The following is a 15,748-nucleotide window of genomic DNA, read 5'->3' on the forward strand; positions in this document are numbered from 1 at the left end:
GAGGCCAGCCATGCAACGTCGACAGTTTCTCCGTCACTCCGCCGCCCTTGCCGCGCTTGCTGCAGTGCCCGCTGCGGCGCGCGCCCAGGTCGGCCGCGGTGCCCGCGTGGTGGTGGTCGGTGGCGGCTTTGCCGGCGCCGCGTGCGCACGCTATCTGCGCCTGTGGGCGCCGGGGGCGAGCGTCACCCTGGTGGAGGCGGCGCGCGAGTTCGTCTCCTGCCCGATGAGCAATCGCGTCATCGGCGGCACGATGAGCATCCGTGACCTTACCCGGCGCTACGACGGCCTCGCCAGCCGTCACGGGGTGCGCGTGATCAACGACACCGTCACCGCCATCGACCCGGCTACCCGCCAGATCACCCTGGCCGGCGGCAGTGCGCTGCCGTACGATCGCCTGGTCATCGCGCCCGGCATCGCCTTCGACTATGCGGCCCTGCCCGGGTTGAACAGCGCCGCAGCGCAGGAGCGCGTTCCCCATGCCTGGAAGGCCGGCCCGCAGACCCACGAACTGCGTCGGCGCATCGGCGCCATGCCGCAGGGCGGCGTGTTCGCCATGCACATCCCCAAGGCGCCCTTGCGCTGCCCGCCGGGGCCTTACGAGCGCGCCTGCCTGGTCGCCAGTGCGCTGCGGCGCAGCAACCCCACCGCCAAGGTGCTGGTGTTCGATGCCAATCCGGGTATCCTCGCCAAGCGCGAACTGTTCGCCGACGCCTTTGCCAACCGCTACAAGGGCATGATCGAGTACGTCCCCAATGCCGGCTTCGAAGCCATCGACGCTGCCAGCGGAGAGCTGAGCTTCGACGTGCACGGCAAGGTACGCGCCGACGTCTGGAACGTCATCCCCCCGCAGCGTGCCGGCGAACTCGCCCTGCAGGCCGGTCTCGGCGGTGGTCAGGGATGGTGCGAGGTCGATTTCCTCTCCTACGAGTCGCGCCTCGTGCCCGCCGTGCATGTGATCGGCGATGCCATTGCCTCCGCCCCCGGCACGCCCAAGTCGGCGCACATGGCCAACCAGCAGGCCAAGGTCTGCGCGGCGGCCATTGCGGCGCATTTTGCCGGGCGGGCGGTGAACCCTGAACCGATCATCGCCAATACCTGCTACAGCTTCGTCAGCGACAAGGAAGCCATCCACATCGCCGGCGTCTATCGCTATGACGACGGCCAGCGCACCATTGTCGCGGTGCCCGGCGCCGGCGGGCTCTCAGCGCGCGCCAGCGGCGAGGAGGCCTTCATGGCGGTGGCGTGGAGCTTCAACATCCTCAACGACACGCTGGGGATGATCTGAATTCGCGCTGCCAGTGCAGTGTCGCACTTCATTGACCCGGCAGCGAAGTAACTGGCCGGCTTCAACGCAACAGCAGTGTGGGAATCTTCGACGAGCGCAGCAGGTCGGTGGTCTTGCTGCCGAACAGCAGGCTGCGCAGCGCTGAGTGGGCGTAGGCGCCCATCACCAGGATGTCGATTTCCTGGTCCTTGACCGTACGCGCGATGACGCTCTCCGGGTCGCCCGGGATGATCTGCGCGGTAGCCTCGAAGCCGGCGTCCTGTAGCGTCTTCTGTGCCCATCCGATCTGCTTGGGGCCGTCCTGGGGGACCTTGCCGGACATCAGCAGGTGCACCGGCAGGCCGCGGAACAACGGGCTGGCGGCGACCATCTCGACACCGCGCCGGGTGACGGCGCTGCCATCGTAGGCGATCAGCACGCGTCTGGGTTCCCGGAAGCCTTCGGTAACCGTGAGGATGGGCTTGTGCAGCGCGCGCACGACGTGTTCCACGTTGCGCCCGAGGTCGCGCTGGGTGGTTTCGGCCGCTTCGCCGCGCCTGCCGAGGACGAAGAGGCGCACGCCGGCCTCGTGCTCGGCCAGGGTTTCGCCCAGTTCGCCGTGGCGCTGGCGCATGTCCGGGGCGGGTACGCCGGCGTCGATGGCGCGCTGGCGCAGGCGGTTGAGGAAGACGCGACCGGCCTCGCGCGCATCGCGGGCGCGTTCGGCGTCGCGTTCGGAGAGCTGGGTGAGCAACAACTCCTGAGCGTCGAAGCCGATCGCGCCGCTGTGATCCTCGCCGGAGCCGATTTCAGGATGGCGGTCGATGACGTGCAGCAGTTCAAGCGGTGCGCTCATGCGCTGGGCGGCCCAGGCAGCGTAGTCGGTGACGTAGTCGGCAAAGTGGGAGCGGTCCACGCAGGCCAGCACCTTGTTGTCGGCGTTGATCTTGCTGTTCATTTCGCTTCTCCGCTCAGTGGCCCATCAGCCGTTCGACGGCGTCGGGTTTGTCGTGCACCGCGAAGCGGTCGATCATGGTTGCGCTGGCTTCGTTGAGGCCGATGATCTCCACCTCGGTGCCTTCGCGGCGGAATTTCACCACCACCTTGTCGAGTGCGCTGATCGCGGTGATGTCCCAGAAGTGCGCGCGCGAGACGTCGATGACCACCTTCTCGATCACTTCCTTGAAGTCGAAGGCGGCGACGAAGCGGTCCGCCGAGGCGAAGAACACCTGGCCGAAGACGCGGTAGCGACGGGTGCGGCCTTCGTTCTCCGCCTTGGAGCCGATGTGCAGCACCATGCCCACCTTGTGGGCGAAGAAGAAACCGGAGAGCAGCACGCCGACCAGCACGCCCTTGGCCAGGTCGTGGGTGAGCACGGTGACCGCCACGGTGGCCAGCATCACCACGCTGGAGCTCTTCGGGTGCTCGCGCAGGTTGCGGATCGAGCCCCAGTTGAAGGTACCGATGGAGACCATGATCATCACCGCCACCAGCGCGGCCATCGGGATGCGGCTCACCCAGTCGCCGAGGAAGACCACCAGGATCAGCAGCACCACGCCTGCGGTCAGGGTGGACAGCCGCCCACGGCCGCCGGACTTCACGTTGATCACCGACTGGCCGATCATCGCGCAGCCGGCCATGCCGCCGATGAAGCCGGTAGCCACGTTGGCGACGCCCTGGCCGACGCATTCGCGGTTCTTGTCGCTCCTGGTGTCGGTGAGGTCGTCCACGATGGTGGCGGTCATCAGCGACTCCAGCAGGCCGACCACCATCAGCGTGAGCGAGTAGGGCAGGATGATCGCCAGCGTTTCCAGGTTGAGCGGCACGTCCGGGATCAGGAACACCGGCAGGCTGTTGGGCAGCTCACCCATGTCGCCGACGGTACGGATGTCCAGATCGAGCGCGATCGCCACCGCGGTGAGTACCACGATGGTGACCAGCGGCGAGGGCACCGCCTTGGTGAGCCGGGGCAGGAGATAGATGATGCCGAGGCCGGCCGCGGTCATCGCGTACACATGCCAGCTGACGTTGGTCAGCTCGGGCAGCTGCGCCATGAAGATCAGGATCGCCAGCGCATTGACGAAGCCGGTGACCACCGAGCGCGAGACGAAGCGCATCAGCACCCCCAGGCGCACCCAGCCGGCGATGATCTGCAGGACGCCGGTGAGCACGGTGGCGGCGAGCAGGTACTCCAGTCCGTGTTCCTTGACCAGCGTGACCATGACCAGCGCCATGGCGCCGGTGGCGGCCGAGATCATGCCGGGTCGCCCGCCGGTGAAGGCGATGATGGTGGCGATGGAGAACGAGGCGTAGAGGCCGACCTTGGGATCGACGCCGGCAATGATGGAGAAGGCGATCGCCTCGGGGATCAGCGCCAGCGCGACCACGAGGCCGGCCAGCAGGTCGTTGCGGACGTTGGAAAGCCAGTCCTGACGGATGTTCTTCATTTCTTGTGCTACAGCTCTCTGAGGCCGTTCCGCGTCTTGAGGATGCGCGCTGGCTGGGGGGGCGGATGGAGCAACGACGTCCCCCGCGCTGGGGGTGACGTTGTCGCGCTACGGCATGAAAAGAGTGCCTGCAGTCGGCACGATAGAGAGCGCTGGCTTACAAGGGACTGGCTGCGGTTGTTTGGCAGAGGGTGTCGATTGTAACAACGCTGCTGCATTGCAGCAAATTCGCCGGACTCCGGATCAGTCGCGGTGCTGCGCCAGCGAGGCGATGAATACTTCTGCCGGTGCCGGGCGCCCGTACAGATAGCCCTGGTAGAGCATCTCCGCACGCGCGGCGAGGAAGTCGGCATGGGCCTGCGTTTCCACCCCTTCGGCAACGACGCTGAGGCGCAGGTGCGCGGCCATTGCCAGAATGGTGTCCACCAGCGCAGCGTCGCTGGGATCCTCGGGAGCGTCCTGAATGAAGCTGCGGTCGATCTTCAGCTCGTTGATGGGCAGGCGCTTCAGATAGGCCAGCGACGAGTAGCCGGTGCCGAAATCGTCGATGGAGAAGTGAATGCCCAGCGCACTCAGTTCGGACATCGTCGCGGCGGTCTGGTGCACCTTGTCGATCACCAGCCCTTCGGTAACCTCCAGGGTCAGGCGGCTGGGATCGGCACCGGTTTCGGTGAGGATGTCGCGCACTCTGCCGACGAAGCCGGCATGGTGGAACTGGCGCGGGCTGACGTTGATGGAGATGCGCAGTGAGTTTGCGGCGATCTCCGGATGGGTGAGCAGGGCACAGCCGCGGCGCAGCACCCAGTCGCCGAGTTCGACGATCAGGCCGGTTTCCTCGGCGATGGGAATGAAGCTTGCCGGTGGTACCAGGCCGCGTCGCGGGTGGTGCCAGCGCAACAGCACCTCGGCCCCGCGGATGGCGCCGCGTGCATCGACCTGGGCCTGCAGGAAGAGGCGCAGTTCTTCCTGCTCGACGGCGCGCCGCAGCTCGCTTTCGAGCATGAAGCGCATTTCCGCGCGGGCCTGCATCTCCGGTTCGAAGAAGCGCACCACGTTGCGGCCTGCGGCCTTGGCCTGGTACATCGCCGTATCGGCCTGCTTGAGCAACTCGGAAACACTGCCGCCACCGCTGGGCGGGAAGATCGCCACGCCGATGCTGGCGCCGATGGAGAGTGACTCGCCGGCGAGCACGAAGGGCTGGGCGAGCCCTTCACGCAGTTTCTCGGCAACGCTGCGCGCCATGTCGGCCGCGAGCTGTTCGAGTGGGGAGATTTCCGGCAGCAGGAGGACAAACTCGTCGCCACCGAAGCGCGACAGGGTGTCGCTCTCGCGCAGGTCGCGCTGCAGGCGTTCGGCGATGGCCTTCAGCAGGCGGTCGCCCATCTCGTGCCCGCGGGCGTCGTTGAGGGTCTTGAAGTAATCCAGATCGATCAGCAACAAGGCGCCGAAGTGGCCTGAGCGGCGCGCCACTGCCAGAGCGTGTTCGAGGCGGTCGAGGAGCAGGCGGCGGTTGGGCAGCCCGGTCAGCGAGTCGAAGTAGGCCAGGCGGGCGATCTCGGATTCTGCGTGGCGGCGGTCGGTGACGTCGCGGCCGATGCTTACCAGACCCTTGCGGCTGCCGTCGGGATTGAACAGGGGTACCTTGATGGTATCGACCACCATGGTCTGGCCGTTGACGGTAGGGATGTGCTCCTCGGTGCGCAGCGCGCCGCGCTGCGCCCACGCCGGTTCGTCGGGCTGCTCGTGGCCGAGCAGGGCACGTCGCGAGGCGCCCTGGCTGAAGGCCAGTTCGGCATCGCTGCAGCCGCGGAAATCCACCCCCTGCAGACCGAACAGCTCGACGGTGTAGCGGTTGGCCTGCTGCCAGCGTCCCTGGCCATCCTTGAAGCGGACAATGTCGGGGAGGGCGTCGAGCAGGGTGGCGAGCTCCTCTTCGCGATGGGCGAGGCGGTTGTTGGTACGCCGGCGGCTGAGAACGTTGGCGACCAGCAGCACGATGAGCAGCAATTGCACGAGGAGGGCAGCGATCATCAGAGTGCGCACGCGCTCTTCGGCTGCTCCGACCTCGCGGGTGCGCTGGTCCACGAGCTCCTCCAGCCTGTCCTTGTAGGCCAGCAACTCGGCTTCGCCGATGCTCTTGTCGGTGACGTCATGGATGATGGAGAACAGCACCTGGCGGCCATCCTCCAGCCGCACCGGTGAGGAGTACACCTCTACGGTGCGGATCCCGCCCCCCGCGACACGGTGCGGGAAGATGAAGTAGTTGCGTTCCTCGCGCTGTGCGCGGGCGCGCTCGGCAGCGACCTCGTCGGCGCCCAGGGTATTGAACTCATCGATGCTGCGCCCGATCAGCTCACCACCGGGGAGGCCGTAGAAGCGCCCGGCAGCGGCGTTGGCGTCGATGATGCGGCCGCTGGCCGGATCGATGAACAGCATCACCGCGGTGTGCTGAAGGAACAGGCTGGAGAGCAGGTCCTTGCGCGCCAGCGCAGCGGAGGCGGTCAACACTGCGGTAAAGGTCAGCACGCCGGCGAGGACGAGCAGGCGGGCGCGGGCGGCGGGGGTGGGCAGACGCAGGGCGGACAGGAAGGCTGAGGCGCGCAGTTTGGGACTCGCTGAAGCATGCCGCAGACGGAACTGCCGCGGCGTTGTGTGGCTATTTCGATAGTAATAGTACTGGAAGCTTTGCCGGCGTGCATGGGAACGTCTGCCCGGCCCGAGCACTGGTTCACGATAGCCTAACAAAGAGGCCTGGCGCACTGGACCGTGGTCGTATTGACGGAGCAGCCGCGCCCGTGGTTCCGGAGCTCAGCGCTGGTGCGCCGCCAGTTCGAGGGTGGCGGCGTGGATGGCGACGGTGTCGTCGATGTTGCGGGCGTAGCCGCCGGCCATCGCGATGGCCAGGGCGCTGCCGCGCCTGCGGCAGGCGTCGAGCACGCGGCGGTCGCGTTCGGCAAGTCCCGCCATGCTGAGCGCCAGCCGCCCGAGACGGTCGTCGGCATAGGGGTCGGCGCCGGCGAGATAGATCACCAGATCGGGGGCGAAGCCGTCGAAGACCGCCTCCAGGCCGCGGTCGAGGGCGGCGAGGTAGGGTGCGTCGGTGGTGCCGTCGGGCAGCTCGATGTCGAGGTCGCTGTGCGCCTTGCGGAAAGGGAAGTTCTTCGCGCCGTGGATGCTGAAGGTGAAGGTCGCCGGATGGCCGGCGAGGATGGTGGCGGTACCGTCACCCTGGTGAACATCGCAATCGACCACCGCGACGCGTTGCGCGCGCCCTTCGGCGAGCATCGCCAGTGCTGCGACTGCGGCGTCGTTGAAGACGCAGAAGCCGGAGCCGAAATCGCGATGGGCGTGATGGGTGCCACCGGCCAGGCTGGCTGCACAGCCATCCTCCAGCGCGGCCCGGCAGGCTGCCAGGGTGGCGCCGGCGGAGCGCCGCGAACGCTCGACCATCGCCGCCGACCACGGGAAACCGATGCGCCGCAGTGCCGCAGCGTCGAGGCTGCCCTCGCACACCTGCCTCACATAGCTGGCGTCGTGGGCACGCAGCAGGGCGATATCGTCGGCCGCCGCCGGTTCGCGCAGGGCCTCAGGGGCAAACATCGGACTGCTGGCGATGCGCATGCGCAGGCGGGCGTACTTCTCCATCGGGAAGCGATGCCCGGGCGGCAGCGGGAGGGCGAAATGGTCGGTGTGGAAGAGCTTCATCGCCACGCGGGCGTTGCCGTCAGGGGTCTTCAGGCCGGCTGCAGGCCGGGCAGTTCGGCACTGCCGTAGAGGGTGTGGAACTCGTCCTCGGGAACCACCGTGACGGCGATCTCCGGCTCATGCTCGCCGCCACCGAGAATGACGCCGCGCAGCGGCGAGACGTCGGCGAAATCGTGCCCCCAGCCGATGGTGATGTGTTCGAGGTCGGGCATCAGCGCATTGGTGGGATCGAAATCCACCCAGCCATGGCCGGGGCAATACACCGCCACCCAGGCGTGGGTGGCATCGGCGCCGATCAGGCGGGCCTTGCCCGGCGGCGGCCGGGTGAGCAGATAGCCGCTGACGTAGCGCGCCGGCAGCCCCAGCGAGCGCAGGCAGGAGAGCATGAAGTGGGCAAAGTCCTGGCACACCCCGCGGCGGTGCTCGAAGACTTCGGTGACCGGCGTGGACACGTCGGTGGCTTCGGGGTCGAAGGTGAATTCGTCGAAGATGCGCCGCATCAGGCGGTTCACCCCCACCAGCAGCGGCGCGCCGGCGGCAAAGTCGGCGGCGGCGTAGTCGGCGAACTCGCGCTTGACGCGGACGTGGCGGGATTCGAAGAGATAGCCGCAGGCCTCCAGCCGGGCTTCGTCGAAACCGCGTCCGGCACGGTACTCGAGCATCTCGCGGACTGTCTCCCAGGGTGGCGAATCGGCCAGTGCGGGGAGGTCGCGCTGCCTGAGCTCGACCCAGCTCTCGGCGCGGATGAAGAGGGCGTCGTGGTCGCGTTCGAAGTGCAGGGTCTCGACGAGGTTGCCGAGGCCGTCGACGAAGGCCTGCCGGCGTGCCGGTTCGGGGGCGATGTCGAGGCGATGCGCGCAGGTGTGCTGCCAGGGCAGCTCGCGCGGGGTGAGGCGCAGCAGCTGGCGCGATTCGCCGACCGGCTGGTCGTAGCGGTAACGGGTGTCGTGACGGATGTGATAGCGCACGATGGCAGGTACGGCCTGGTTCACGCCACCCTCCGCAGATGCATGGGACGCACGGTATGGATGAAGAAGCGCCGGTGCACCTCTTCGGAGAGGTTGCCGGCGGCATCCTCGGCTTCGGCCAGCAGGGTGCGCAGGGTGCGCACGGCCAGTTCGCAGTCCTCGGCTTCGAAACGGGTGAGGTCGAAGTCGGCGAGGCGGCGGGCGAGCGGGTCTATCATCAGTGAAGGGTAGGGGTGGCCGAGATCGCGCGCGGTGCGGGCCAGTTCGTTCTGCAGGGCTTCGACCTGGAAAGCCACCGAATGCGGGTTGCTGCCGTCGAACACGAGCAGGTGGGCGAGGGGCAGCAGTTCCGGTACGCGGCGGTAGCGCGCACGGTAGGTGACGATGGAGTTGGCCGCTTCGAGCAGCCATTCGAACATCCGCTCGCGCTCGCGCACGCCCTCCGCCAGCGGGCGCATGATCAGCGTGGACAGGCCGTACAGGCGTTCGATGCGGCGGCCGAGGATGAGGAAGCGCCAGCCCTCGTCACGGGTCATGTCGTCGAAGGCGAAGCCGGCCAGCGAGATGCACGACAGCATCACCTGATCGAGCGCCGAAAGGGCCTGGTCCACCGTTGCCACCGGGCGTGAGAGCAGTTGCTCGAGGTGGTTGAGGGCGTGCCAGTTGTCCGAGGACAGGCGCTCCTTGACGTGCCCGGCAGCATAGGCCAATGCACGCAGGTTGGCGGCCACAGAACCGGGCTGATCGGCGTCGACGAGGGCGGCGGTAAGGGCCTCTTCGAGCGGACGCGGGTCTTCCTTGCCGTCCTCGTCGGGCGGCAGCACGCCGCTGCGGCGGGCAGCGTCGAGGAGCCCGGAGAGACGCAGCTCCGTTTCCGGGTCGGAACTCGACACACGCACCAGCGCGGCGCGCAGCAGGCGTGCACTGGCTTCGCAGCGCTCGGCGTAACGCCCCATCCAGAACAGGTTCTCGCCGACGCGGGAGGGGATGTCGGCGCCGCCGCAGACCAGGTCGATCACCCCCAGGCGGCGCTTCAGCAGGCTGGTGCGCACCACCGGTGCTTCGGCACGCACCCAGGTGTCCTTGGAGAGGCCGCCGCGCTGCATGGAGATTACCTCCATGCCGGCGCGCGGCGCCACACGGCCGAGGGCGCCGGGCATCACCGTGTAGCCGTCGGGAGTGGCCGCGGCAAACACCCGCATGCCGACCGAGCGCGGCATCAGCTTGCGGTTCCACACCGGCGCCTGCGACAGGCGCACCCATTCCTGGCCAACGTAGGCATGGGGCTGGGCGACGATGCGCTCGATCATGCGACGGCGCGAGTCACCCTTCAGCTCGTGGCCGAATACCGCCTCCATGCGCATCGACGAGAAAGCCGGCTTGATCACCAGGTCGTCGAGGTGTTCGAGGACGTATTCGAGCGCCGGCTCCTCGCCGCACCACCACGTTGCCACCGACGGCATCAGCAGCGTTTCGCCGAGCAGGCGCTCGCAGATTGCCGGCAGGAAACCGAGCAGGGCGGCCGATTCGAGCACGCCGCTGCCGAGCTGGTTGGCCATCAGCACGCGCCCGGCACGGATCGCCCCCATCAGCCCGGGAATGCCCAGGGCCGAATCGGCACGCAGCTCCAGCGGATCGCAGAAGTCGTCGTCGAGGCGGCGCAGGATCGCGTGAACGCGGCGCAGACCGCGCAGGGTCTTGAGATAGACGGTGTCGTCGCGGACGGTGAGATCCTGCCCCTCGACGAGCGGGAAACCGAGGTAGCGGGCAAGAAAGGCGTGCTCGAAGTAGGTCTCGTTGTATGGTCCGGGGGTGAGCAGTACCGCCAGAGGGGCTTCGCCGTCGTGCGGTGCCAGGCGCGCGAGGCTGTCCTGGATGGCACGGAAGAAGCTCGCCAGCGGCTGCACGTGCAGCTCGCGGAAGGCATCGGGAAAGGTACGCGAGACGATGATGCGGTTCTGCAGCGCGTAGCCGGCCCCCGACGGGCCCTGGGTGCGGTCGGCGATCGCCCACCACTTGCCGTCCGGGGCGCGGGCGAGATCCACCGCGTAGCTGTGCAGCCAGATTCCCGCCGGCGGCAGCACGCCCTGGCATGGCCACTTGTAGCCGTGCTGGCCGAATACCAGCGCCGGCGGCAGCAGGCCCTCGGTGAGCAGGCTGCGGGCGCCGTAGAGGTCGGCGAGAATGGCGTTGAGCAGGCGCGCGCGCTGCGCGACAGCGCTGCCCAGCTCCTCCCATTCCTCGCTGCCGACGATGAGCGGCAGCATGTCGAGTTCCCATGGGCGCTTGGTGCCCTTGGGGTCGGTGTACACGTTGTAGGTGACGCCGTCGGCTTCGATGGCGCCGCGCACGAAATCCGCGCGGTGGCCGAGGATGGATTCCGGGAAGCGCGCCAGACGCTCGGCGAAGGGCTGCCAGTGCGGCCGCGGCTGGCCGGGCGCGGCGAGCATTTCGTCGTAGCGGTCGGCGGCGTGCGGATAGCTTGCGATGAGGCCGGGAGGCATGAGCGGGCGGGATCCACCAAAAGTAATGCCGCTCCGCGGAGCGGCGGAACGGCGTCAGGACTGCCGCAAGTCTAGCGTGAACGGAAACTCGGGGTTTATCCGGGCTTCCCCTGCGTGCAGCCCGCCGGGGGTGTGCCCCATGCGGAAGAAGCGCGCCAGGCGGCGGCTTTCGGCCTCGAAGGCGTTCACCGGGAAGGTGTCGAAGTTGCGCCCTCCGGGGTGCGCCACATGGTACTGGCAGCCACCCAGGCTGCGGTCGTTCCAGGTGTCGACGAGGTCGAACACCAGCGGGCTGTCCACGCCGATGGTCGGATGCAGGCAGGACGGCGGCTGCCAGGCGCGGTAGCGTACCCCGGCGACGAACTCGCCGACTGTGCCGGTGGATACCAGCGGTACGGTCTCGCCGTTGCAGGTGACGCGGTAGCGCGCCGGCGGCGCCCCGCTGAGCTTGACCTGCAGGCGCTCGACGGAGGAATCGACATAGCGCACGGTGCCGCCGATGGCGCCTTCCTCGCCCATCACATGCCAGGGTTCAAGCGCGGCGCGCAGCTCCAGGGTCATGCCCTTGACGGCGAAGTCGCCGTACTTGGGGAAGCGGAATTCCTGGTGCGGGGCGAACCATTCGGCGCGCAGCGGGTAGCCGGCGCGCTGCAGGTCGTCGATGACGTCGCAGAAGTCCTGCCAGACGAAGTGCGGCAGCAGGAAGCGGTCGTGCAGTTCGGTGCCCCAGCGCACCAGTTGTGGCGGCTCGTAGGGTGTCTTCCAGAAGCGTGCCACCAGCGCGCGCAGCAGCAGCTGCTGGGTGAGGCTCATGCGTGCGTGCGGGGGCATCTCGAAGGCGCGCAGTTCGAGCAGGCCAAGACGCCCGGTGGGTCCGTCGGGCGAATACAGCTTGTCGACGCAGAATTCGGCACGATGGGTATTGCCGGTGACGTCGATGAGCAGGTTGCGCAGCAGACGGTCCACCATCCACGGCGGGCAGCCGTTCGTCCCCTGGGCGCAGATGCGCTCCATCTCGCGGAAGGCCAGCTCGATCTCGTACACCGAATCGTTGCGTGCCTCATCGATGCGCGGGGCCTGCGAGGTAGGGCCGATGAACATCCCCGAGAACAGGTAGGACAAGGAGGGGTGGTTGTGCCAGTAGGCGATCAGGCTCTTCAGCAGGTCGGGGCGGCGCAGGAAAGGCGAATCGGCCGGCGTGGCGCCGCCGAGCACGAAGTGGTTGCCGCCGCCGGTGCCGGTGTGGCGGCCGTCGAGCATGAACTTCTCGGTGCTCAGGCGCGAATAATGGGCCGCGTCATACAGATGGGTGGTCTGGTCGACGAGTTCGTCCCACGACGACGCCGGATGGATGTTCACCTCGACGACCCCGGGGTCGGGGGTGATGCGGAAGTGCGCCAGGCGCGGATCACGCGGCGGCTCGTAGCCTTCCAGCAGCACCGGCTGGCCGAACTCGGCGGCGGTGGCCTCGATGGCGGCGACCAGTTCGAGGTAGTCCTCCAGGCGTGCCAGCGGCGGCATGAACAGGTACAGGGTGCCCTCGCGTGCCTCGGCGCACAGCGCCGTGCGGGTGATCGACGCCGCCGACTGCTTGCTGAGTGGCGCCTGTGCGGCTGTGGTGGCGGCTGTCTGCCCCCGTCCGCCACGCGCGGCGGCGGTGCTCACCGCCGGGGCGCGTACCTCGCCGGTGGCGAACTGGCGGCGCAGCGCGGCATGCGGAGCCAGCGCGGGGTAGTGGTCGAAGGGATCGGGTTGATGGATCCACGGGTAATCGCCCTCGGCCACCCAGGGCTGCGAGTCGAGCGGCAGGCGGTAGCCCAGCGCCGAGTCGCCCGGTATCAGGTAGCAGCGCTCGCTGCGCAGGAACCATGCCCCGCTCTGCCAGGCCGCGCCGTCGGCGCTGCGGGCCAGCGGCAGGACGTGGCCGATGACGCTGTCCAGCCCGCGGCTGAACACCTGCGCCAGCCGGGCGCGCTCCAGCGGGTCGTCGAGGCGGGCGTCGAAGGGGTCGACGTTGACCGGCAGGCGGCGCTCGCGCCAGAGGTAGTAGAAGGCATCCTCATAGGCCGGGAAGACATGCTGGGCATCCACCTGTAGGCGCTGGGCGAGCGTGCGCAGGAACTGCCCGGCGATCTTCTCGTCGGCGCCGCCGCTGCCATGTTCGTCGGCGATCAGCAGGGCGTCCTCCCAGAGCGGTTCACCGTCCTTGCGCCAGAAGCAGTTCAGCGACCAGCGTGGCAGCTGTTCGCCGGGGTACCACTTGCCCTGGCCGAAATGCACCAGCCCGCGCGGCGCGTACTTCTGCCGCAGGCGGTGGAAAAGCTCGGCGGAAAGGCGTTTCTTGTCGGGGCCGAGGGCCGCGGTGTTCCATTCCGCGCCGTCGGGGTCGTCCACCGACACGAAGGTCGGCTCGCCACCCTGGGTGAGGCGTACGTCATTGACCTGCAGTTCGGCGTCGATGGCGTGGCCGAGGGCCTCGATCTCCATCCACTGCGCCTCGGTGTAGGGCTTGGTGACGCGCGGCGCCTCCCAGATGCGGGTGACCTTCATGTGGTGCTCGAACTCGACCTCGCATTCGTCGAGCACCCCGGTGACCGGCGCCGCCGAACCGGGCTCGGGGGTGCACGACAAGGGAATGTGTCCTTCGCCGGCGAACAGACCGGAGGTGGGGTCGAGGCCGATCCAGCCCGCCCCGGGCAGATACACCTCGCACCAGGCATGCAGGTCGGTGAAGTCGGCCTCCGGGCCGGAGGGACCGTCGAGCGATTTGACGTCCGCGGTGAGCTGGATCAGATAGCCGGACACGAAGCGTGCGGCCAGGCCCAGATGGCGCGCCAGCTGCACCAGCAGCCAGGCAGAGTCGCGGCAGGAGCCGGACTGCTTGTCCAGCGTCTCCTCGGGCGTCTGCACGCCCGGTTCGAGACGGATCAGGTAACGGATGTGCTCGTAGAGTTCGCGGTTCAGATCGACCAGGAAGTTCACGCTCTGCTTCTTGTTGCGCGGCACGGCATCGAGGTAGGCCTTGAACTTCGGGGTCAGCGGCAGGGTCTTGAAGTAGGGTGCGAGCTCCTCGCGCTGCCAGGCCTCGTACTCGAAGGGAAAGTTCTCCGCATGCGGTTCGAGGAAGAAATCAAAGGGGTTGATCACCGCCATTTCGGCAACCAGATCGACCTCGATGTCGAAATGCGTGGTCTGCTCCGGAAACACCAGGCGGGCCAGATAGTTGGACTGCGGGTCCTGCTGCCAGTTGATGAAGTGCCCTGCGGGCTGCACCTTCAGCGAGTACGACAGGATGCGCGTGCGGCTGTGCGGCGCCGGACGCAGGCGGACGATCTGCGGGCCAAGATTGATCGGGCGGTCGTAGCGGTAGCGGGTGAGGTGATGCAGGGCTACATGGATCGACATGGATGCTTCCTTTGCGGAAAGGGTTGTGCGCTGATCAGCAATTCCCGCGCCATGCCGTGGCACGGCTCATTGCCAACGGGATCCGTACGCGGCCGGCGATGGCGCGCACCGCAAGCGTGCATGCCCCGCACTGGTGCGCACCAGGATGGCCTGTGCGCGCCCTGCCTGCCGTGGTGTAATAAGGCACTCCAGCAGAGCAACATTACAACAGGTAGAAGAACATGAGCGTCATCGACCGTGCGCGCGCCAGCCACCAGAAGCTGACCGCCATCCGCCGCGACATCCACGCCCACCCCGAGCTCGCCTTTGCCGAGCACCGCACCGCCGCGCTGGTTGCCGATCACCTGCAGGCGCTGGGTATCGAAACGCATCGCGGCATCGGCCGCACCGGTGTGGTCGGTGTCATCCGTCGTGGCAAGGGCCTGCGCGCCATCGGCCTGCGTGCCGACATGGACGCGCTGCCCATCCAGGAGCGCAACGACTTCGCCCACAGGTCGCGCCACGCCGGCTGCATGCACGCCTGCGGGCATGACGGCCACACCACCATGCTGCTCGGTGCCGCCGAGCTGCTCGCGGCCAGCGACGACTTCGACGGCACCGTATACCTGATCTTCCAGCCCGCCGAGGAAGGCGAGGGCGGAGCGCGGGCGATGATCGAGGATGGCCTTTTCGAGCGCTTCCCGATGGAGGCGGTGTTCGGCATGCACAACTGGCCGGGGATGGCGCTGGGGCGCTTTGCCGTACACGCCGGCCCGGTGATGGCCAGCGCCGACCGCTTTGACATTGACATCGTCGGCCACGGCGGTCATGCCGCCATGCCCCACCTCGGGCGCGACCCGGTGGCCGCCGGCGCCGCGCTGGTGCAGGCGGTGCAGACCATCGTCGCGCGCACCCTCGACCCGCTCGATGCCGCAGTGGTCTCGGTGACCCAGTTCCACGCCGGCGATGCCTACAACGTCATTCCCGAGCGTGCGCAGCTGAGCGGTACCGTGCGCGCCTTTTCCACCTCCGTGCAGGACTGCGTCGAGCGCCGCCTGGGCGAACTGACCGCCGGCATCGCCGCTGCCTTCGGCGTACACATCGAGCTCAGCTACCGCCGCGGCTATCCGCCGACCATCAACAGCGTTGCCGAAGCCGCGCTGTGCGCCGCAGTGGCGCGCCGGGTGGCCGGCGAGGAGGCAGTGGACACCGCCGCGCGCGCCAGCATGGGCGCCGAGGATTTCGCCTATTTCCTGCAGAAGAAGCCGGGCTGCTATGTGTGGATCGGCAACGGCCCGGGGGAGGGAGGATGCACGCTGCACAACCCGGCCTACGACTTCAACGACGAAGCCATCCCGCTCGGCGTCAGCTACTGGGTGGAGCTGGTGCGCGAGATACTCGGACGCGCGCCGCGCTGAACACTACCGCAGGAACCATCGCGACGCGCGACGACTCGGAATCGCACCGCCGACAACA

9 protein-coding genes are annotated in these 15,748 nt (G+C 68.0%); 2 read left to right on the top strand and 7 right to left on the bottom strand.

Annotated features, from left to right (window positions below):
• Positions 1-10 precede the first annotated feature (10 nt).
• Positions 11-1,285, top strand: a complete 1,275-nt coding sequence (locus C8261_RS00530; protein ID WP_107491703.1) for an NAD(P)/FAD-dependent oxidoreductase — start codon at positions 11-13, stop codon at positions 1,283-1,285.
• 61 nt (positions 1,286-1,346) lie between these two features.
• On the opposite strand, the gene C8261_RS00535 is transcribed toward C8261_RS00530, so the two are convergent.
• From C8261_RS00535 to C8261_RS00565, 7 genes are all read right to left on the bottom strand, one after another.
• Positions 1,347-2,222, bottom strand: coding sequence for a universal stress protein (locus C8261_RS00535; RefSeq protein WP_107491704.1), 876 nt, complete (start codon positions 2,220-2,222; stop codon positions 1,347-1,349).
• A 13-nt stretch (positions 2,223-2,235) separates the two neighbouring features.
• On the bottom strand, positions 2,236-3,711 hold the full coding sequence (locus C8261_RS00540) for a SulP family inorganic anion transporter (RefSeq protein ID WP_107491705.1): 1,476 nt from the start codon (positions 3,709-3,711) through the stop codon (positions 2,236-2,238).
• Positions 3,712-3,954: 243 nt separating this feature from the next.
• Positions 3,955-6,237, bottom strand: coding sequence for a sensor domain-containing protein (locus C8261_RS00545; protein ID WP_107491706.1), 2,283 nt, complete (start codon positions 6,235-6,237; stop codon positions 3,955-3,957).
• Between the two features lie 282 nt (positions 6,238-6,519).
• The gene (locus C8261_RS00550) at positions 6,520-7,416 is read right to left on the bottom strand and encodes a histone deacetylase family protein (protein ID WP_107491707.1); all 897 of its coding nucleotides are present in this window, start codon (positions 7,414-7,416) and stop codon (positions 6,520-6,522) included.
• A 29-nt stretch (positions 7,417-7,445) separates the two neighbouring features.
• Positions 7,446-8,408: a transglutaminase family protein gene (locus C8261_RS00555; protein WP_107491708.1), complete on the bottom strand. Its 963-nt coding sequence runs from the start codon at positions 8,406-8,408 to the stop codon at positions 7,446-7,448.
• On the bottom strand, positions 8,405-10,888 hold the full coding sequence (locus tag C8261_RS00560; protein ID WP_107491709.1) for a circularly permuted type 2 ATP-grasp protein: 2,484 nt from the start codon (positions 10,886-10,888) through the stop codon (positions 8,405-8,407). Before C8261_RS00560 ends, C8261_RS00555 begins: the two co-directional genes overlap by 4 nt.
• Before the next feature lie 54 nt (positions 10,889-10,942).
• Entirely contained in the window at positions 10,943-14,293 is a 3,351-nt protein-coding gene (locus tag C8261_RS00565; RefSeq protein WP_107491710.1) for a transglutaminase family protein, read from the bottom strand.
• A gap of 221 nt (positions 14,294-14,514) precedes the next feature.
• Here C8261_RS00565 and C8261_RS00570 point away from each other — a divergent pair, with 221 nt between their 5' ends.
• Positions 14,515-15,690, top strand: a complete 1,176-nt coding sequence (locus C8261_RS00570; protein WP_107491711.1) for a M20 aminoacylase family protein — start codon at positions 14,515-14,517, stop codon at positions 15,688-15,690.
• The last annotated feature ends 58 nt before the right edge of the window (positions 15,691-15,748 follow it).

It is taken from the genome of Pseudothauera lacus (assembly GCF_003034845.1).
In the GTDB taxonomy this organism is placed as follows: Bacteria; Pseudomonadota; Gammaproteobacteria; order Burkholderiales; family Rhodocyclaceae; genus Pseudothauera; species Pseudothauera lacus.

Bases quoted from the DNA above. Each gene is read 5' to 3' on its own strand.
- C8261_RS00530 (WP_107491703.1), top strand. From the start codon at position 11: ATGCAACGTCGACAGTTTCTCCGTCACTCCGCCGCCCTTGCCGCGCTT.
- C8261_RS00535 (WP_107491704.1), bottom strand. From the start codon at position 2,222: ATGAACAGCAAGATCAACGCCGACAACAAGGTGCTGGCCTGCGTGGAC.
- C8261_RS00540 (WP_107491705.1), bottom strand. From the start codon at position 3,711: ATGAAGAACATCCGTCAGGACTGGCTTTCCAACGTCCGCAACGACCTG.
- C8261_RS00550 (WP_107491707.1), bottom strand. From the start codon at position 7,416: ATGAAGCTCTTCCACACCGACCATTTCGCCCTCCCGCTGCCGCCCGGG.
- C8261_RS00560 (WP_107491709.1), bottom strand. From the start codon at position 10,888: ATGCCTCCCGGCCTCATCGCAAGCTATCCGCACGCCGCCGACCGCTAC.
- C8261_RS00565 (WP_107491710.1), bottom strand. From the start codon at position 14,293: ATGTCGATCCATGTAGCCCTGCATCACCTCACCCGCTACCGCTACGAC.
- C8261_RS00570 (WP_107491711.1), top strand. From the start codon at position 14,515: ATGAGCGTCATCGACCGTGCGCGCGCCAGCCACCAGAAGCTGACCGCC.